Here is an 18,597-nt window from a genome sequence, read left to right on the forward strand (position 1 = left end):
GTGCCGTGCCGGAGGGCATCCGCCTGCATCCATCCTCGGCCCAGACCCGGGTGACACACACCTGGACCGACTGCCGGCACACCGGCCAGGCATACCGGCGACTGAACCCGCACCTGCAGGGGGCCGTGCCGGCGGTCGCCTCGTGACGCTTCGGCGGTGTCCGACCGGCCGATGCGCGCGAGGACCGGCTGCTCCTGGAGGCGGCCGGCACCGCTGCCGCCGAAGGCTCCGGGCACCGTGCGCGTCACACCGCCGGCGCCGCCCAGCGGTCGGGCGGGACGATGCCGACGGAGCGGCCGTGGGGGTCCGGGAGGCGTCCGAGCAGCTTGTCCTGGCGCAGGGTGATGACGCGCTCGACGATGTCGAGGCTCGGATGGGCGGAGGCCAGCTGGGTTTCCAGGCGCAGTACGTCGCTGACGGAGTGCAGGCTGGCCCGGAGAACGAGGTTGTGGGGGCCACTGACGGCGGCGCAGTTGCAGGTCTCGGGCAGGCGGATGAGTGCGTGGCCGATCTCGGGGAGGTCGGTGGGCGGGACTCTGGCCCACAGGGTGACCGAGACGGGCCAGCCGCCGAGGGGTCGGGCGAAGTGGCAGCGGAACCGCAGCAGGCCGCGTCGGGTGAGCTGTGCTTCTTCCAGCTCTCCACACCCACCGACCGGGAGCTGGCCGAGAGCCTCGTCCACCGCGCCGAGAAGGCCGGGGTCAAGGGCATCGTGGTCACTCTGGACACCTGGATCACCGGCTGGCGCCCCCGCGACCTCGCCGTCAGCAACTTCCCCCAGCTGCGCGGGCACTGCCTTGGCCAACTACACCGGCGACCCGGTCTTCCGCGCCCGACTCGCCCGGAGACCGGAGGACGACTGGGCGGCCGCGGTCGCCGAGTGGGCGCGGATCTTCGGCAACCCGCTGACCTGGGACGACCTGTCCTGGTTGCGTTCGATCACCGATCTGCCGCTGATCCTGAAGGGCATCTGCCACCCCGACGGCGTCCGCCGCGTCAAGGACGGCGGTGTGGACGGGATCTACTGCTCCAACCACGGCGGACGCCAGGCGAATGGCGGCCTGCCCGCTCTCGAGGCCCTGCCCGGCGTGGTCGAGGCCGCCGACGGCACCCCCGTCCTGTTCGACTCCGGTGTCCGCACGGGAGCCGACATCGTCAAGGCCATCGCGCTGGGCGCCACCGCCGTCGGCGTCGGCCGCCCGTACGCGTACGGCCTCGCCCACGGCGGCGAGGCCGGCGTCGTCCACGTCCTGCGGTCCCTGCTCGCCGAAGCAGACCTGGTCATGGCCGTCGACGGCTACCCCACCCTCACCGACCTCGCCCCCGAAGCCCTCCGCCGCCTCGCCTGACAGCCACCGGCCAAGAAGAGCGGCCCGTACGGCGACGACGAGCGGCGGTATGTCACCCGTCCGCCCCGGGTGCCCAGCCGGGCGGCCCGAACAGATACCCGACACGGTCGCGCCAGCGCCGCGCCGCGCGGACGTCGCGCCAGGCGGCCGCGAACTCGTGGAAGGCGACCCGCACCGGATTGTAGGTGCCGATGTTCTTCGTCAGGCCGTACACCACCCGCTCGCCCTCCGGTTCGAAGGTGCCGAAGACCCGGTCCCAGAGGATGAGGATCCCGCCGTAGTTGCGGTCCAGGTAGACGTTGTTCGAACCGTGGTGGACGCGGTGGTGGGAGGGCGTGTTGAAGAACCACTCCACGGGCCGCCACAGCTTGTCCACCCGCTCGGTGTGCAGGAAGAACTGGTAGACGAGGCTGAAGGCCTGCTGGAGCAGGATCATCCACGGCGGAACGCCGAGCAGGGCGAGCGGCAGCCAGAAGGGCAAGCCCGTCATCGGTGTCCAGCTCTGGCGCAGGGCTGTCGAGAGGTTGAACCGGAGACTGGAGTGGTGGACCACATGGCTCGCCCACAGCACCCGCACGCGGTGGTGGGCGCGGTGGAAGGCGTAGTACGCCAAGTCGTCGCCGAAGAACAGAAGCACCCACGTCCAGGCGGAGGACGGCGACAGATGCCAGGGGGCGACGGTGAAGAGAGCCGCGTACACCACGATGGTCACCGCCTTCCAGGGCATCGCCACGACCTGGCTCCCGGCGCCCATGGACATGCTGGTGACGGTGTCGCGCAACTCGTAGCCGCGCTCGTCGTCGTCCGGGAGGAAGCGGTAGGACAGCGCCTCGACGACGACCAGCAGCACGAACGCGGGTATCGCGTAGACCACGGCCGGGATCATGTCAGCGCACCGCCTTCCGCGGCGTCGCGGGCACGCTGCGGGACAGCAGCTCGTGCGCCAGTCGTTCGGCCGCTTCGGCCTCGCGTGCCGCGATGTGCGCCGCCAGCCGCCGATGCGCTTCGACGTCGAGGAGTTCCGCGGTCCGCAGGTCGTCCGGTACGTCGGCGACCGGGAGCGTGCCGCCCACCAGGCTGTTGAAGGCCAGCAGGTAGGCGACGTTCCCGGAACCCTCCACGATCAGCCGCCACCAGGCGACGTCCGCGTCGCACAACTCGGTCAGGTCGGGCCCGGTGCACGCGTACCGGCCCGCGGCCTCGGTGATCTTTCCGGCGGTGTCCTCGGAGCACCGGATCGCGCACAGCCGGGCCGCGTCGGCGCCGATGCACGCCCGCATCTCCAGGGCGTCGCGGGCGAGGTCCTCCACCGAGGGCCCGGTGTCGGCCGCCGCGATGCCCATGGCGAGATCGAGGCCGGCGGTGTGCCGCCAGTCCAGGACGAGCGTGCGGCCGCCGTGGCTGACCTCGACCAGCCGGGCCTGCTGGAGCCGCTTGACGGCCTCACGGACGGCGTGCCGGTTCACCCCGAACTCGGCTGCCAGGTCCCGTTCCGCGGTGAGCGCGGCACCGGGCGGCAGTTCCCCTCCGAGGATCCTGTCGCGCAGCAGGGCGAAGAGCTGATCGGAAACCGCCTCGCGGCGGATGAGCCCCTGATTCATGGCGATCAGGGTGAACCCGGCCGACTCATTGGTCAACTGGTTGGACCAGTCTTTCTACGGCCTCCCGCGCGCCCCGGTCACTTCGGCGCCAGGGCCCCCGTCCATGCCGCAGCGCGATGTCAGGGCAGTGGCGTTCGGGGCACGGGAGGCCGGCCGTGGGCCGCCAGTTCGGCGGGGGCCAGCGGTCCGGCAGAGGCGCCTCGAGATCTGGTGGCGTGAACACGGCGCCGTCCGGCACACGGCGGATGAACTCGACCAGGTCGGCGGGGTGCCGCCCGGCGAAACCGCCGCCGACCGCGACGTAGTTGAGGACCAGGGGCCCGGCGTAGACGCCCGATCGGATCAGCCGCTCCACGGTCTCCAGCTGCGCCAGGTGCGCGAGCTGGCAGTGCGGCTGGATGCCGTTCGCGTGCAGGCGCTTGAGGTGCTCCAGGTAGAACTCCGGACCGGCCTCGACGACCATGTCGCGGTAGGCCCGGTAGTAGTCCGGCTTCGCGAGCACGGTGTTTCTCCTTGGCGTTAGGGGTCATCGCGTCACGGAGCGGGCGACAAAGGCCACGAAAGGGCCTGCGCGCAGCGGACGTCCGGGCCGGTGGCACACCCGGCCGGGTGCTTGCGGGCCGGTCCGGAGGGAGTGCCCTCAGGGGAGTCGAAGAGCCTTCCCTCCGGAGGCCGGCCGCCTGCGCGGTGATGCCACGGTAGGGCGGGCGGCACGCACCCGCTTTGCCCGTGGTGACAGGTGACTTGCCCATGGGGGACACGTGTGCAGCCGAGCGGTCCTACCAGCGGGAGAAAGCACTCAGCGGCGAGAACCCCAGCAGCGTGGATACCTCGGTCAGGGAACGGCTGGGATGGGCGACGAACTGCTCCGCGAGCACCGCGCGAGTCGAATGGAGCAGGGAGGAAAACGTCTCCCTGGAGCGCGCCAGGTGTCGGTGCACCGTGCGCCGGTCGACGCCGAGGCTGCGCGCGATCTGCTCGATGGAGCGGCGCCCGGTCGGCAGCAGCGCCTCGATGAGCTCGCGCACCCGGTCCGCCTCGGAAGGCTCCGTGGAGGGCGCAACGGGCTCGAAGTACTGCCGGGTGCAGCTGCGCAGCTGAGATCGACCTTGAGCGTGGCCACCCCGTTGCCTTCCGAGAGCCGGGCGTGCAGGACCTCGTTGTACGTGTGCTGATGGCGGATCAGCAGTGCCAAGGCACTGCGCACATCGGGTTCTTCGCGAACGAGCAGGCTGATGGGTCCGAGGTTGGACAAGCGCCGCAGTTCCGCGAGGAGCAGTCCGAAGTCCTCGCGCCCGGAGGCGGCGGCCGACAGCTCCAGCAGCCTGACCACGGCCGTGCCGGAGATCCACCGGTCGTGCACGGCGAGGTCCGCGGTGCCCAGGCCGACGCTCTTCATCAGCGCACGGGGATCGAGGCCGAGGGAACGGCTCAGCTCGACGTAGCCGTTCAGCGCGGCGGTGCGGGCAAGGGGCCTCATGGGCACGCACCAGGGGCGGCGGGTCCCCAGAATTTGAGTTTCCCGTCCCCACACGTCAGGCATTCGGGTCCGTACCACCGGGTGGGGCCGGTGAACGGCCCGGTCGGCAGTCGTATCCGGGGTTTCGGCCATGGTCGCCTCCGGTGATGCTGCTCACCCGACATCCGGGCCGACTCCTCCCGAGCCGGCGCGACACCGGCCGCTCAGCGCGGTGTACTGCCTGGTGTGCACACTTGGAGGAGAGCGCCCGGTGATGGCCGCGGCAGGGCCCTGAGCTGGTCCCGGCTGGGCCACGCCTGGCAGGCGGCGGGCAGGCGCTTCGAGGCGAGTGCGGCGGGACGTTTGTGGGGACGCCTCAGCGCGGCGGACTTCTTCGGTCATTCGTTCCAGCTGGCGTCGCTCGCGTTCCTCTGCTTCTTCCCGTTCCTGATCCTGGTCACCGCTGCGTTCGGCCAGGGCGCGGCGGAGGTCATGGCGGGTTGGCTCGGGCTGAACGAGCAGGCGGCCCAGGCCGTGGCCGGTCTTTTCAAACCCAACCCCGGTTCGGTCACCCTCACGTTGACGAGTGCCGTGTTGTTGATCGCGGGGGCGGTCGCCGTGGCCGGCACCCTGCAAGGCTGGTACCAGTTCCTTTTCGGAGTGCCACCGCGGTGGTGGCGGGATCTGGGGGCTCAGCTCGCGTGGCTGGCGACGCTGGTCGCCTACGGCGCGGCCCGCGCCGGGATCGGCGCTGCACTCGGACCGCAGCTGCGCAGCCTGTCGGACTTCGCCCTGGCGCTGTTCTTCTGGTGGGGGACCATGAGACTGCTGCTGACCGGGGCGGTCACCTGGCGCTTCGTCCTGCCTGCGGCTGTGGCCACGGGTGTCGCCTGGACCGGCCTCGGGTGGTTCTCCTCGCACTTCTTCTCCGAGACGATCGTGGCCAACAACCAGAAGTACGGCCCTGTGGGCGTCGTCATGGTCATTCTGTCCTGGCTGGTGGCGGTGGGAGTGGTCATCCACCTCGGTGCCGTCGTCGGACACGAGTACGCCGGACGATGCGCCGTTCGCTCACCGCACTGACATCGCATCATGAACACGTGAACCGGCCTGGCGTGCCGCAGCCGTCCGTGCGGCCCATACTTGTGGTGACCCGGCTGGACCGGGAGGTGGGTGCGGAATGTGCCGCTGGATCGTCTACTCGGGCACGCCTGTTCTTCTCAGCCAGGTTCTGTTCCAGCCGGAACACAACCTGATCGATCAGAGCCTGCACTCCCGTCTGGGAGTGGAGACCACCAACGGCGACGGCTTCGGGGTCGGCTGGTACAGCCAGGGCCTCGCCACGCCGGCGGTTCTGCGCGACGTCGGCCCGGCGTGGAACAACCGGAACCTCCAGGAGGTCGCCCACCACGTCCGCTCGGGCCTGTTCTTCGCCCACATCCGGGCCACGACCGGAACAGCCGTGCAACAGACCAACTGCCATCCCTTCCGCAAGGACCGCTGGCTGTGGATGCACAATGGCGTGATCCACGAGTTCCACCGCCTCAGGCGTGACCTCGCGCTGGCCGTCGACCCCGCCCTGTACGCCGACATGGAGGGGTCCACGGACTCCGAGCTCATGTTCTTCCTCGCCCAGACCTTCGGCCTCGCGGACGATCCGCCGGGTGCCGTCGCCCGCATGGCCGGTCTGGTCGAGAGCACGGGTCACCGGCACGGCGTGGAACACCCCCTGCAGATGACGGTCGCCGTGTCCGACGGTGAGAGTCTGTGGGCCTTCCGTTACTCCAGCGAGGGCGCCTCGCGGTCTTTGTACTACAGCACCAGGGTGGACGCCCTGCGCGCGCTCCACCCGGACGCCTCGTACCTGCAGGAGATCTCGGACGAGACGCGCCTCGTCGTCTCCGAGCCGCTGAGCGACCTCCCCGGAGCGTGGAACGAAGTTCCGGAGAGCAGCTACGGCATGGTCCAGCCGGGCCGGGACACGCTCCACACCTTCGAGCCCCGTCGTTGAGGGGGCGGCGTCGCGGCTCCTGGTCGCCTTCGAGGATCCTGGTCCTGGGGGTAGCCGCGACCGCCGTCGCAGTCACACGCGTCGGTCGTCGCCGCCCGTTCGGGACAGGAGGTCCGCGGCAACCGGGAGATGGCGGGGATCGGTGTCCCCGACCTGGCGGCTGGGCTGTTCCAGGGCTTTCCCGTCATGTTGACGGCCGATGGGTAGGCAGCCGGCGCACGCGCCCTGCCCCCGACGTCAGGCGGCCGCCGAGATGCGCTGCCGACCCGGACGGGCCAGCGCCAGGCGGAGCACTCTGCGCCAGTGGGCCACAGGCCTGTTCGGCGGCGTTCCCGGACGGTGCCGTGGGACACGCACCCGCAGGACCCCGGGGGCCACCCGGCAGACGGCCGGAGCGGGCAGCACGACGGACTCGCCGTCGATGCCGGCCGGCACGGTGTCCGCGTCGGCCTCGACGACCACTTCGCAGGACGACAGCCGGGTCACGCCCGGTGACCGCGGGCCACCCAGGAGGCGGGTCGACAACCGGGCCGCCCGGCCCGGGGTGTCGATGCGCACGCACAGCACCCCCAGTCGTCCGGAGTCCAGGCTCTCCCGGAGTCCGGGACGCGCCGAGTCGACGACGGCGGGGCGGTAGGGGTTGTTGCTGACGAGCAGGGCCTGCAGTCCCTCGATCCGCGTGTGCCCGGTACGCATGCACAGCCGTGGTGCCTCGGGGCCGGTGAGCAGAACGGGCAGCGCCTCCAGCGCCGTGCGCAGCTTGGCCTCCCGGTAGGTGGGTTCGCGCACCACGGCCGCGTACGTTCCGAAGGACGCGTTGTTGACGAACACCCGGTCGGCGGCGAAACCCAGGTCGACGCGGAACTCGACGGCGTCGGTGAACGCCTCCAGGGCGGCGGCCGGGTCGTCTCGGTCGAGACCGAGATCGAGGGCGAAGTGGTTGCGCGTTCCGGCCGGGATCACCATGAAGGGCACGTCGTGCCGGGCCGCGACCTCGGCGACCAGAGCCTGGGTGCCGTCCCCGCCGGCCACGGCCAGCAGATCGGCTCCCTCGGCCACCGCACGCCGGGCAAGGTCCGCCACGTCCTGGTGTCGCACCGGATCCAGCACCACGATGCTCGCGCCCGCGGCCCTCGCCTTCTCCACCAGGTGGAAGCGCTCCACCTTGCCCTCGCCGGAGCGCGGGTTCATCACCACCCACGGATGCAGCGCCGCCGGCACCGGCCTGGGTTCGCGGCCGGGTCCGGGGGAAGGTCCTGTCGGGGTGAGCGCGATCCGGGCGGCTGCAAGTGCCAGAATCCACAGGCCCAAGGACAGGCAGGCGGGCCAGAGCATTCCGTGCAGGGCGAACAGGACGAGCGTCGCGACGGGAGCCAGCACGGCGACGAGGGCTCCTGCGGCCCGGACGACTCCGGAGTGGGCGAGGACCCACCACAGGCCGATGGCTGTGAGGGCCGCACCCACCACGGCTATGAGCACCCAGAGCAGGCCTTTCAGGCCGGCGTTGACGAGCAGCACGAGCACGCTGGCCATGAGGGCGAGGAGGGCCAGCCGGGCCCACGCCACGGGCGTTCCGCGGTCGGCTGCCGATTCGACGCCGCGTGAGTCCCGGCGCCGTAGCTGTCGCACGTCGAGTGCCTCCCCGTCCTTTCACGCTGCGCACAAGGTGCCGTGCAACGGGCAGCGCCTATCGGAAACCGGCCGAGGGCCGGTCGGTCCGCACGACGCACAACGCCCAGATCACGAATCCGGAGATCGCGATCGCCACGATCGACCACAACGGGTAGTACGGCAGGGAGAGGAAGTTGGCGAGGATGAGGAATCCGGCGATGATCACGCCGGCGACCCGAGCCCACGTCGCCGACTGGAACAGGCCCAGGCTGACGACGACGGCGACCGCTCCGAGAACGACGTGGATCCAGCCCCAGCCGGTGAGGTCGTACTCGAAGACGTAGCCGTTCGTGGTGATGAAGACGTTGTCCTGCGCGATGCCCATGATGCCGCGGAAGATGTCGATCACTCCGCAGATCATCAGCATGACGGCGCCGAACACCATCAGGCCGCCGGCCCATTGCTGCTTCCCCGATTCCGGGCGGGCTGCATGTGTCGCAGTCATGACCTACCTCCTGGTGTGCTCCGCCGGATCAGCGGGATCCGACGGTGTCGAAAGGCCCGCGACGCGGTCAGGAGCCGCCTCGGCCACCGCTCAGGACCACCTCTTTCGCGCGGACGAACTCCTCCTCCGTGATGTCGCCGTGTTCCCTCATCCGGGACAGCTTCGCCAGTTCGTCGGCGCTGCTCGGCCGAGCGCCGCCCGCCGTCTCACGGACGTAGGTGTGGAACTCCTTCTGCCGCGCCTGCGCGTATGCCACCTCGCGTCGCCCCATCGCCTTGCCACGAGCGATGAGGTAGACGAGGACGCCCAGGAACGGCAGCACGACGACGACAGCGAGCCAGCCCGCCTTTCCCCAGCCGCCCAGATCGTCGTCGCGGAAAATGTCGAAGACGACTCTGAACAGCAGGAAGAACCACAGGACCCACAGGCCGATCCAGAGGACGGTCCAGAAGGCGCTCAGCAGCGGGTAGTCGTACGCCAGGTACGTGTGCGAACTCATGGTCGTTTCTCCTACGGTCCGCGGGCATCGGATCCGCCACGTTCAGTCTGCGCACGTCAACGGGCCACGCCGCCTCACCCGGAACGGGTGAGGCGGCGTGGCGTCGTCGGGCCTGCGCCCGTTCCCCGCGGGAGGAGCGCCGCTGCGGCCAGGCCGCCGAGCCCTATGACGGCCAGTGTGATCATCGCCGTGGCGTAGGCACCCTGGGTGAGCCCGGAGACCAGGATGGTGCCGGCGATGGCCGTCCCGAAGGAGGAGCCGAGGTTCGACACGCTGCGGGACAGGCCCGAGATCTCCCCTTGCTGCTCCTCGGGGAAGCTCGACTGCACGACGTTGACCGACGGGGTCAGCATGACGCCCAGTCCGAGTCCGATCAGCAGGAGTCCGGGGACGAAGGCCCAGGCGGTCGAGAAGCTGCCGGCCAGGCCCACCAGGACGGCCACGCCGACGATGCACACAACGAAGCCGGTCATGATGAGGGTGCGCTGCGAGCGGCGTTCGGCCAGCTGCTGGGCGCACAGCGACGTGACCAGGAGCCCCAGTGTCGCCGCGGTGAAGATGACACCGGTCTGTATGGCGTCGTAGTGGCGTACGACCTGCAGGTACGCCGCCACCGTGAAGGATGAGCCCAGGAGCATGAGCCACTGGACGTTCTGGGTGACGAGCCCGAGGTTGGACGTGCGATTGCGGAAGAGGGCGAGCGAGAGCAGTGGTTCTCTCCCGGAGGCTTCCTTGGCGCGCACGGAGCGGAAGAACCACCACAGGACGAGTGCGCCGAGGACCAGCAGGACGATCATGAGCCAGACGTTGTTGTCCGCGGCCAGGATGCCCATGACGACGAGGACGAGACCGGCGGCGGAGAGGACCGCTCCCGCGGTGTCGAACGAGCGGGTCGGATCGGGTGGGAGCGGATCGTCGATGCGGCGGCTGAGGATGACGATCACTGCGATGACCAGGGCCTGGAACACGAAGGCCGCGCGCCAGCTGATCCCTGTGGTGATGAGTCCGCCGATCAGCGGTCCGGCGGCAGCGCCGATGCCCCCCAGCGCCATGATGACCCCGAAGGCGCGGGCACGGGAGGTCACGTCCGGGTACAGAAGGGTGGTGAGGATGTAGACGGGTGGGATGAGCAGGGCGGTGCCGACGCCTTCCAGGATCGAATTGCCGAGGATCAGCACGCCGAGCCCCGGGGCTGCCGCGCTCAGCAGGGCGCCGGCCGCGTAGACGACGAGGCCGGTCAGGAAACAGCGCTTGCGGCCGTAGCGGTCGGTCAGTTTCCCACCGGGGATCATCAGCGCTGCCATCACCAGCAGGAAGACGGTGATCGCCACCTGTACGCCCTGGACGGTGGTGTCCAGGTCCCTGCTGATGTCGTTGATCATCACGTTCATGTTGGAACCGGCGAAGCTGCAGATGAACTGCGCGAGGGCCAGGGCGGCCAGGACCCGCCCCTGTCCTGCCGGCTTCTTCCGCGCGGCGGCCTCAGACACTGGTGTCCCCGGTCATGTCCTCGGGGGGCGTGGTGACGCCATGGGTCGCCGGATGCCTGTGATCGCCGGTCGGGGGCCCGGTCTCCGCCCTGCCCAGTTCCTCGTCGAGCGCCATGGCCGCGGTGACCAGGGCGAGGTGGGTGAACGCCTGGGGAAAGTTGCCGAGTTGCTCACCCGAGGGACCGATCTCCTCGGCGAACAAGCCGACGTGGTTGGCGTAGGTCAGCATCTTGTCGAAGGCGTGCCGGGCCTCGTTGAGCCTGCCGCTGCGGGCGAGCGCCTCGACGTAGAGGAAACTGCACAGGTTGAAGGTGCCCTCCGAACCGCGCAGGCCGTCGGGGGACGCCATGGGGTCGTATCGGTAGACGAGGCTGTCGCTGACCAGTTCCTCGTCCATGGCGTCGAGCGTGCTGAGCCAGTCCGGATCCCCTGGGGTGAGGAAGCCGACCTTCGGCATGAGCAGGAGCGAGGCGTCCAGGACGTCGGTGTCGTAGTGCTGTACGAAGGCCCCCCGTTTGTCGTGCCAGCCGTGCTCCAGGATCTGCTCGAACACCGCGTCCCGGGCGCCGGTCCAGCGGGCGACGTCGGCGGGGCGGGAGAAGCGGGTGGCCGCGTGGATGCCGCGGTCGAAGGCCACCCATGTCATCAGCCGGCTGAAGGTGAAGTTCTCGCGCCCCCCACGGGTTTCCCAGATGCCCTCGTCCGGCCGGTCCCAGTGGTCGGCGAGCCAGTCCAGGACGCCGCTGAGCGCCTTCCACCCGCGCAGCGCACCGATGTCGCCACCGACGACCAGGGCATCCGAGACCTCGCCGTAGATGTCGAGCTGCAACTGATCGGCGGCGGCGTTGCCGGCCCGCACCGGACGCGACCCCTGATAGCCCTCCCAGTGGTCGAGGGTCTCCTCGGTCAGCTGGGGGTCGCCGTCGACTCGGTACATGATCTGCAGGGGTTCGCCGGAGGGGGTGGGCCCGGCCTCGATACGGTGGCGCAGCCAGCGGCGGAAAGCCTGCGCTTCCTCCTGGAATCCCAAGTCGATCAGTGCCCTGACGGAGAGCGCGGCGTCACGGATCCACGTGTAGCGGTAGTCCCAGTTGCGCTCACCGCCGATCTGCTCCGGAAGTCCCATCGTCGCGGCGGCGATGGGTGCACCGGTGGGGCGGTAGGTGAGGAGCTTGAGCGTGATCGCCGATCGGTTGACGACGTCCTGCCATCTGCCGCGGTACGTGCAGGCGCGCAGCCACGACAGCCAGTACGTGCGACAGGTCTCGAATGCGTCGGCGACCTCTTCGAGGGAAGGGCTGCGAGGGGCTGGAACACCGCTTGCCGTGCTGGTCAGCACAGCCGCGGCGGCCTGGCCGGCCGACAGGGTGAAGCGGGCGGTCACGTCGTCGCCGTCGGCTCCGAGCGAGAATCCGGGGGTGGACTGGATGTGCAGGTCGGTGCCCGGTCCGCGGAAGACCGCGGAGTGCTCGTCGGCCTGTTCGAGTGTGTGGGGGGCCCTGCCGTAGTCGAAGCGTGGGCGGCAGGTGAAGGTGAAGGCCATGCTGCCCCGCACGACACGGGCGACCCTGACCACACGGTGTGTGGTCTCGGGCGCCGACGAGTTGACGGGCGTCATGAAGTCGGCGACCTCACCGACGCCGCCGGGGCCCATGAACCGCGTGACCAGGATGGCCGTGTCGGACAGATACAGCTGCCGGGTGGTCATGCCGTTTCCTCCCGGAAGCTCGGCGGCCAGACAGCACAGTCCTCCGCGCTCGCTGTCCAGGAGCGAGGCGAACACGCTGGGCGAGTCGAAGCGGGGCGTGCACCACCAGTCGAGGGTTCCGTCCGAGGACACGAGCGCGGCTGTCTGAAGATCGCCGATCATGCCGTGCTCGGAGATGGGGGGATAGCGCCGCATGGGACCTCCCGCAACTGCGCGCCTGCGCGCCCGGCAAGCCCGTTCTCCGGACCCGCCAGGGCCCAGGTTCCGGCAGTGCGGTGGATGGCGCCTCACCCCTCGGGGGTGAAGGCGGTGTCCCGGCGGAGCCGACACAGACCCGGGTCCGCCACCGGCTCGCCGTGGCGGGCAGCGCCGTCGCCCAGCGTGAAGTAGCGCCGTTCACCAGCTGGTTCAGGTACGGCCTGCGTCGGTACGGCCTCGTCGTCCGGGCGGGCAGGACGGCTCTGCTCTGTGTCCGTGTCGACCGGGAGCGGAGTGTCGATCGGGAGCGAAGGGTCGTTTCGAAGCGAAGCGTCAATCGGGAGCGAAGGAGAAGCTGCGCCACAGACCGGAGGCCGTGGTGACCTGGTCCGACGCCCCGATGTCCAGATAGACGCTCTGCCCGCCCGGTGGCACGGTGCAGTCCGGTGTCGTGTACAGGAGCAGGCTGTTCTGTGTCTGGTTGTCGACGTGGGTCACGCCTGCGGAGAAACGGTGACATCCGTTGATCGGCGGGTTCGAGATGGTCTCCACGACCCTGACACCGCTGCGCGCCACGATCTGACCGGACGCCCTGTCCTGGCAGGCGGTGAGCGCGACACCGAGAAGCGTGACGCCGACGAGCGCGGCCAACGTCCGTGAAGGGGGCATCGAGCCTCCTGAGGTACGGGGTGCTGCCCGGAACGTCATCCTCTCCTCACTATCCGCCAGATCCGGCCGACCCGCACGACGACCGGCGCACGCGGGCGCGTCCGGCCCGACGAGCCGGCGCATGCCCCGCGGCTTAGGCTGATCAGGGGACATCCGGGTGAATCGCACTCCGAAAGGGGCACCCTGATGGACGACTACCCGCTGATCGAGAACCACGGTCTCATCGGCGATCTGCAGACCGCGGCACTGGTGACCACTGAAGGGGTGGTCGACTGGTTCTGCTCGCCGCGGTTCGACTCGCCCAGTGTGTTCGGAGCGCTTCTGGACAGGGAGAAGGGCGGGCACTGCACGGTCCGGCCGGCCCACCGGATGCATGCGACCAAGCAGTTGTACCTGCCCGACACGGCGATCCTGGTGACGCGGTTCATGACCGAGGCGGGCGCCGGAGAGGTGCTCGACTTCATGCCCGTGACCGGCACGACGGCCACCTCCCGCCACCGCCTGGTCCGCCTGGTCCGCTGTGTGCGCGGCAGCATGACGTTCCAGGTGGACATCGCCCCGCGGTTCGGCTACGGGCGCAAGAAGCACCAGTTGCACATCACCCCGCACGGAGCGGTCTTCGCCGCGGAGGACGGCACGGAACTCACTGTCCACCCCATCCGGGAGCCGGACGACCAGCGGCTCGTGGACGTCCTCACGGACCGGGATGCCGACCTGCACCTTTCGCTGGTCCTGGAGGCCGGCCAGCAGCGCGGCCTGATTCTCGAGTGGGGCGCCGAGGGACCGCCCGTGGAGGTACGCCTCGACGCATACCAGCGGCTCTTCGACGAGACCGCGGCGTTCTGGCGCACCTGGCTGGCGCAGTCGCGCTACACCGGGCGCTGGCGTGAGGTGGTGGAGCGTTCCGCGATCACGCTGAAGCTGATGACCTTCGCGCCCAGCGGCGCCGTGGTGGCCGCACCGACGACCGCTCTCCCGGAGCAACTGGGCGGCGAACGCAACTGGGACTACCGGTTCACCTGGATCCGTGACGCCTCCTTCTCCGTGTACGCCCTGCTGGGACTGGGCTTCACGGAGGAGGCCCGGGCGTTCATCCTCTGGCTGAGCGACCGGGTCAAGGAGCGGGTCGGCAGCGGCGGGAACACGGGCCCGCTCAACATCATGTACGCGGTCGACGGCTCCTCCGAACTGAACGAGCAGCTCCTCGACCACTGGGAGGGCTACGCGGGTTCCGCACCGGTGCGGATCGGCAACGGCGCCGCGACACAGCTGCAGCTGGACATCTACGGCGAGGCGCTGGACAGCATCTACTTCGCGCACCGGCACGGCTTCCACGTGGGGTACGGGGGGTGGACCTCGATGCGGGCGGACCTGGACTGGCTGGCCGACCACTGGGACCAGGCGGACGAGGGCATCTGGGAGACCCGCGGCGGCCGCCAGGACTTCACCTACGGCCGTGTCATGTCATGGGTGGCGTTCGACCGCGCCGTGCGGCTCGCGGAGTCGAAGGGGTGGCCGGCGGCGTCCGGGCGCTGGCGCGCCGAGCGGGACGCCGTCTACGAGCAGGTCATGTCCAAGGGATGGAGCGAGGAACGGCAGGCGTTCGTGCAGCACTACGGCAGTGACGTACTGGACTCCTCACTGCTGCGCATGGCCACGGTCGGGTTCCTCACCCCCAACGATCCCATGTGGGCGTCGACCCTGGACGCCATGGAGCGGGAGCTGGTCAGCGACAGCCTGGTCTACCGCTACAACCCCGACGCCTCGCCGGACGGCCTGCGCGGCTCGGAGGGCACCTTCTCGCTGTGCACGTTCATGTACGTCGACGCACTCGCCCGTGCCGGGCGGACGACCCGGGCACGGCTGGTGTTCGAGAAGATGATGGGGTATGCCAACCATCTCGGGCTGTTCTCCGAGGAGATCGACCCGACGGGCCGTCAACTTGGCAACTTTCCGCAGGCGTTCACCCACCTCGCCCTCATCGACTCGGCCCTCACCCTGAACGAGGCGCTCGACAGGCGATGACACCTGCGGAGCAGGCGCGTGGGAGGCCGCGAGCCACGAGGTCAGCCCTGGTCACCGGCGCCGCCGCGCCGCAGGTCGGCGTCGGTGAGGCCGTCCAGCTCGCCATGGGTGTGCAGCCGGTGGAGCGGGGCGACCGCGGGGACGACGAGCACGACGGCGACGAGGATGACGAACGCCGGCGCAGCGTGGGGTGGGCGCCGGCGCCTTCGGCGATCGTCAGCGAGGTCGGGACGAGACAGGGGCGCTGTGCCATGCCCCGGGCGATGATCGCCGACGCGACGACGCCGGCCGCCGACACCCGGGACCAGGCGCCTGAGGGACGTGTCAGCAGCCATGCGGTGGCGAGCGTGGCCAGCGCCGCCACGACGACGAAGACGAGACCCGCCCCATGGGTGGGCCCGTGCCACGCGTGCGGCGCGTCCCAGTGGGTGACGAACAGGGTGACGACGGCGAGCAGGGCGACCGCGGCGAGGGCGCCCAGGGCCCGCCGGCGGAAGTAGCGGTCCAGGTCCGGCACGGCGAAGCGGCGGGCGTCCGCGGCGAGGAAGACGGCACCGAGCGTCGCCGTGGCCGCGATGGCGAGCAGGCCGAACAGCAGGGACGTCGGATTGGCCCAGGCGTCGGTGGACGCCGTCGTGGTGGCGGTCACCCGTCCCGAGGCCACTTCCCCGGCCGCGGCGCCGAGGGCGAACGGCGTCAGCAGCGAGGCGACGGCGAAGACCGCTCCGTACAGGCGCCGCCCGGCCAGCCGCCGGACGGGCCTGCGCAGGGCGAAGCCGGCGCCGCGCAGCACGATGCCGACGGCGGCCAGCGCCAGGGGCAGCCACATCGTGGTGGACACCCGCTGGAAGAGGACGGGGAAGCCCGTCCACGAGTTGGCGGCCAGGGATGCCGAAGGCGCCGAGCAGGGCCACGAAGGGCAGCGGCAGTCCGAGCAGGCAGTGGGTACGGGAGGGGAGCCTGCGCCAGCCGTAGAGGTAGATGGCGATGAGGACGGCTTCCAGGAAGAACGCCCAGGCCTCGACGCCGAAACCGATCCCGAAGACATCGCCCCAACGGCCCATCATGCCCGCCCACAGCAGACCGAACTCGAAGGACAGCACGGTGCGGGTGACGACGCCGATCGCGAACCGGACCGCCATGACGGCCGACCATCGCCGGGCCGGCAGCAGGGCGATGGCATCGTCACGGCGCAGTCCGTAGCCGTGCATGAGGAGCGTGATCAGCGGCAGCGCGACCCCGAGCGGCACCAGGCTGATGTGGCATGGGGGTGCCTTTGGTGGCCGACGTGAGTGGAGCGGGTCAGCCGCCGGTGGCGAAGCCGGGGAAGAGCGTCATCCCGCCGTCGACGTACAAGGTGGTGCCCACGACGTAGTCCATGAGGTCGGAGGCGAGGGCGACGACGGCGTGGGCGATGTCCTCGGGGTCACCGATCCGCTTGTACGGGATGAGCCGCATGAGATCCTGCTGCGCTTCCGCCGTCTCCCAGGCACTGCGGTTGATGGGCGTCTTGATGGCACCGGGGGCGACCGCGTTCACACGGATGCGCTTGGGGGCGAGCTCCTGGGCGAGGGTCGCCATCATCATCTGGACGCCGCCCTTGGACGAGGCGTAGTTGACGTGACCGGCCCAGGGGATGACCTGGTGGACCGAGCTCATACAGATGATCTTGCCGGCGGCGCACGACACCTCGGGGACGATCCCGCGGCGCAGGAACTCCTTGGTGGCCTCACGGGCGCAGAGGAACTGCCCGGTGAGGTTGACGTCCAGGACCTTCTGCCACTGGGCGAGGGTCATGTCCGTGACCGCGGCGTCCCGCTGCAGTCCCGCGTTCGCGACGAGGATGTCGATCGTGCCGAACTCCTCGACCATCCGCTCCATCATGGCGACGACCTGCTGCTCGTCTGAGACGTCCGCCTCGTAGGCGGCCGCCCGGACCCCTGATCCGGTGATCTCCTCGACCACCTTCTCGGCGTCGTCGCGGCCGGCCACGTAGTTCACCACGACGTCGGCCCCGGCCCGGCCCAGGGCGACGGCCGTCGCCCTGCCGATTCCGGAGTTCGCGCCGGTCACGAGTGCCTTCTGCCCCCGCAGCAGGTGGGACGGGATCACGCCCTGGGGTGCGCCCTCGGTGGAACTCACGATGTGCTGCTCCTCCACTGCGTGCCCGCTTTCGCCGGGCCCGTCGCCCGGCGGTCCGGGCAATCAGACAAGCACCGCGGAGGGGCGGCGGCATGCCGGAGCGGACCGCGTTGCGCTGCCCGGCTGAGGATCTTCGCCCGGTCGGAGTCGGGGGCGCCGGCGCAGGGTCAGCTCAGCCGTTCCAGCAGGTGGTCGCCCACGCGGAGGGCGTTGGCGATGGCCGTCAGGGACGGGTTGACCGCGCCGATGCTCAGGAAGAAGCTCGTGCCGACGACGGAGAGGTTGTCGAGGTCGTGGGCCCTGCAGTTGACGTCCAGGGCCGAGGACGCCGGGTCGGTGCCGAAGCGCACGGTTCCGGTCTGGTGGGCGGCGGCACCGATCGGCATGCCCTTGTGCAGGTAGATGCTCCGGGACAGCAGACGGGGCTCGTGCATGCCCCGATGACCGAGCATGTGCTGCTGTTTGCCGCAGGCGTCCGAGACCGGCGATGTTGTTGCCCTCGTCGAGGGTGAGCCGGATCCCTGCTGGGCGGCTACTGAGGGGACGCTCGGCGGGGCTGCCGGGCAGTCAGGGCGACCGGGCCTGCGTGACGAGGTGTTAGGTTCGCGGCGGTGCGGCAGGAGTCCCGCACCCGCCGACCGCGCCAGCAGCAGGAGCGACCTCGTGACCAGCCGTGTGCTTCTCGTCTCCCCCGCCATGAGCGCGTCGTCCCGGCAGGCCCGATTCGACGACGGCGGCCCGATCGAGGACGGCGGCGCGGCGAGGGCCCGGTCGGCGGCCGGGTCGTTGCCCGCCGCGGCCCGCGTCCTCTCCTCGCCCGGGGTGCGCTGCCGGGAGACGGCCGCCGCGCTGGGCCTCGACGACGTGCCGGTGCCGGAGTTGGCGGGTCTCGACGTGGGCCGCTGGCGCGGACGCACCCTGGAGGAGGTGGGGACCGCCGAGCCGGAGGCAGTGGGACGGTGGCTCGGGGACCCCGGTTCCGCACCGCATGGAGGCGAGTCCGTGCAGGACCTGTGCGGGCGGGTGGCGCGCTGGCTGAGCGACGCGCAGACCCTGCCGGGCCGTACGCTCGCCGTGGTCGAGCCGGAGGTGGTGCGGGCGGCGGTCGTCCACGCGCTGGGCCTGCCCGCCTCGGTCTTCTGGCGCCTCGACGTGCCGCCGCTGACCGTGACGGAACTCAGTGGCCGGGCCGGGCGCTGGAACCTGCGTCTGGGGCGTCCGCTCGCCGTGCCGGAGTCCTACTAGAGACTGCCGACCGGTGGACCGGGCTGCCGGGTTCCGTGCGCTTCGGTGTCCGGAGAACGCCGGAGAGCCCTCGGACGGTTCCGAA

18 protein-coding genes and 4 pseudogenes are annotated in these 18,597 nt (G+C 70.4%); 6 read left to right on the forward strand and 16 right to left on the reverse strand.

The genetic code is table 11. The annotated features are described in order from the left end of the window. Positions 1-244 precede the first annotated feature (244 nt). Positions 245-682 (reverse strand): hypothetical protein, encoded by a 438-nt coding sequence (locus ABZ919_RS00835; protein ID WP_361241833.1) that lies wholly within the window; start codon positions 680-682, stop codon positions 245-247. Here ABZ919_RS00835 and ABZ919_RS00840 point away from each other — a divergent pair. Further along, positions 629-1,349, forward strand: a pseudogene (locus ABZ919_RS00840) (alpha-hydroxy-acid oxidizing protein); the annotation flags it as partial. The gene ABZ919_RS00835 and the pseudogene ABZ919_RS00840 overlap by 54 nt on opposite strands. A gap of 52 nt (positions 1,350-1,401) precedes the next feature. On the opposite strand, the gene ABZ919_RS00845 reads toward ABZ919_RS00840, so the two are convergent. The 5 genes and pseudogenes from ABZ919_RS00845 to ABZ919_RS00865 form a co-directional block, all read right to left on the reverse strand. After that, positions 1,402-2,235, reverse strand: a complete 834-nt coding sequence (locus ABZ919_RS00845; RefSeq protein WP_361240733.1) for a sterol desaturase family protein — start codon at positions 2,233-2,235, stop codon at positions 1,402-1,404. A 1-nt stretch (position 2,236) separates the two neighbouring features. Beyond that, positions 2,237-2,950, reverse strand: a complete 714-nt coding sequence (locus tag ABZ919_RS00850) for a GntR family transcriptional regulator (RefSeq protein WP_361240736.1) — start codon at positions 2,948-2,950, stop codon at positions 2,237-2,239. A 25-nt stretch (positions 2,951-2,975) separates the two neighbouring features. Next, positions 2,976-3,452: a 3-keto-5-aminohexanoate cleavage protein gene (locus ABZ919_RS00855; protein WP_361240739.1), complete on the reverse strand. Its 477-nt coding sequence runs from the start codon at positions 3,450-3,452 to the stop codon at positions 2,976-2,978. Positions 3,453-3,729: 277 nt separating this feature from the next. Further along, positions 3,730-3,978, reverse strand: a complete 249-nt coding sequence (locus ABZ919_RS00860) for a helix-turn-helix domain-containing protein (protein ID WP_361241835.1) — start codon at positions 3,976-3,978, stop codon at positions 3,730-3,732. A 128-nt stretch (positions 3,979-4,106) separates the two neighbouring features. After that, a pseudogene (locus ABZ919_RS00865) lies at positions 4,107-4,562 on the reverse strand (AraC family transcriptional regulator ligand-binding domain-containing protein); the annotation flags it as partial. Positions 4,563-4,655: 93 nt separating this feature from the next. Here ABZ919_RS00865 and ABZ919_RS00870 point away from each other — a divergent pair. From ABZ919_RS00870 to ABZ919_RS00880, 3 genes are all read left to right on the forward strand, one after another. Next, on the forward strand, positions 4,656-5,492 hold the full coding sequence (locus ABZ919_RS00870) for a ribonuclease BN (RefSeq protein ID WP_361240742.1): 837 nt from the start codon (positions 4,656-4,658) through the stop codon (positions 5,490-5,492). A gap of 97 nt (positions 5,493-5,589) precedes the next feature. After that, positions 5,590-6,420: a class II glutamine amidotransferase gene (locus ABZ919_RS00875; protein WP_361240745.1), complete on the forward strand. Its 831-nt coding sequence runs from the start codon at positions 5,590-5,592 to the stop codon at positions 6,418-6,420. Positions 6,421-6,549: 129 nt separating this feature from the next. Next, positions 6,550-6,627, forward strand: a complete 78-nt coding sequence (locus ABZ919_RS00880; protein WP_361241761.1) for a hypothetical protein — start codon at positions 6,550-6,552, stop codon at positions 6,625-6,627. A gap of 30 nt (positions 6,628-6,657) precedes the next feature. On the opposite strand, the gene ABZ919_RS00885 is transcribed toward ABZ919_RS00880, so the two are convergent. The 6 genes from ABZ919_RS00885 to ABZ919_RS00910 form a co-directional block, all read right to left on the reverse strand. Next, positions 6,658-7,986, reverse strand: a complete 1,329-nt coding sequence (locus tag ABZ919_RS00885) for a diacylglycerol kinase family protein (protein WP_361240748.1) — start codon at positions 7,984-7,986, stop codon at positions 6,658-6,660. A 121-nt stretch (positions 7,987-8,107) separates the two neighbouring features. Then, positions 8,108-8,536 carry a hypothetical protein gene (locus ABZ919_RS00890; RefSeq protein WP_361240751.1) on the reverse strand — a complete coding sequence of 143 codons (429 nt, stop codon included), beginning with the start codon at positions 8,534-8,536 and terminating at the stop codon, positions 8,108-8,110. A 67-nt stretch (positions 8,537-8,603) separates the two neighbouring features. Beyond that, complete coding sequence (locus ABZ919_RS00895) at positions 8,604-9,035, reverse strand: SHOCT domain-containing protein (RefSeq protein ID WP_361240754.1); 432 nt, start codon at positions 9,033-9,035, stop codon at positions 8,604-8,606. 74 nt (positions 9,036-9,109) lie between these two features. Further along, the gene (locus ABZ919_RS00900; protein WP_361240757.1) at positions 9,110-10,525 is read right to left on the reverse strand and encodes an MFS transporter; all 1,416 of its coding nucleotides are present in this window, start codon (positions 10,523-10,525) and stop codon (positions 9,110-9,112) included. Beyond that, positions 10,518-12,428, reverse strand: a complete 1,911-nt coding sequence (locus tag ABZ919_RS00905; RefSeq protein WP_361240760.1) for a glycoside hydrolase family 15 protein — start codon at positions 12,426-12,428, stop codon at positions 10,518-10,520. The genes ABZ919_RS00900 and ABZ919_RS00905 overlap by 8 nt, the downstream gene beginning before the upstream one ends. A 336-nt stretch (positions 12,429-12,764) precedes the next feature. Further along, the gene (locus tag ABZ919_RS00910; protein WP_361240763.1) at positions 12,765-13,100 is read right to left on the reverse strand and encodes a hypothetical protein; all 336 of its coding nucleotides are present in this window, start codon (positions 13,098-13,100) and stop codon (positions 12,765-12,767) included. A gap of 186 nt (positions 13,101-13,286) precedes the next feature. Here ABZ919_RS00910 and ABZ919_RS00915 point away from each other — a divergent pair, with 186 nt between their 5' ends. Continuing rightward, on the forward strand, positions 13,287-15,125 hold the full coding sequence (locus ABZ919_RS00915; RefSeq protein ID WP_361240766.1) for a glycoside hydrolase family 15 protein: 1,839 nt from the start codon (positions 13,287-13,289) through the stop codon (positions 15,123-15,125). Here the strand turns inward: ABZ919_RS00915 and ABZ919_RS00920 are convergent. The 4 genes and pseudogenes from ABZ919_RS00920 to ABZ919_RS00935 all read right to left on the reverse strand — a co-directional run. Continuing rightward, positions 15,094-15,966: a cytochrome d ubiquinol oxidase subunit II gene (locus tag ABZ919_RS00920; RefSeq protein WP_361241764.1), complete on the reverse strand. Its 873-nt coding sequence runs from the start codon at positions 15,964-15,966 to the stop codon at positions 15,094-15,096. The genes ABZ919_RS00915 and ABZ919_RS00920 overlap by 32 nt on opposite strands. Before the next feature lie 27 nt (positions 15,967-15,993). Further along, positions 15,994-16,384, reverse strand: a pseudogene (locus tag ABZ919_RS00925) (cytochrome ubiquinol oxidase subunit I); the annotation flags it as partial. 43 nt (positions 16,385-16,427) lie between these two features. Next, entirely contained in the window at positions 16,428-17,267 is an 840-nt protein-coding gene (locus tag ABZ919_RS00930) for an SDR family oxidoreductase (protein WP_361240769.1), read from the reverse strand. A gap of 167 nt (positions 17,268-17,434) precedes the next feature. Further along, positions 17,435-17,789 (reverse strand): annotated as a pseudogene (locus ABZ919_RS00935) (GMC family oxidoreductase); the annotation flags it as partial. Between the two features lie 141 nt (positions 17,790-17,930). Between ABZ919_RS00935 and ABZ919_RS00940 the strand changes: the two are divergent. Then, on the forward strand, positions 17,931-18,512 hold the full coding sequence (locus ABZ919_RS00940; RefSeq protein WP_361240771.1) for a histidine phosphatase family protein: 582 nt from the start codon (positions 17,931-17,933) through the stop codon (positions 18,510-18,512). The last annotated feature ends 85 nt before the right edge of the window (positions 18,513-18,597 follow it).

This window comes from Streptomyces sp. NPDC046759 (genome assembly GCF_040645475.1).
In the GTDB taxonomy this organism is placed as follows: domain Bacteria; phylum Actinomycetota; class Actinomycetes; order Streptomycetales; family Streptomycetaceae; genus Streptomyces.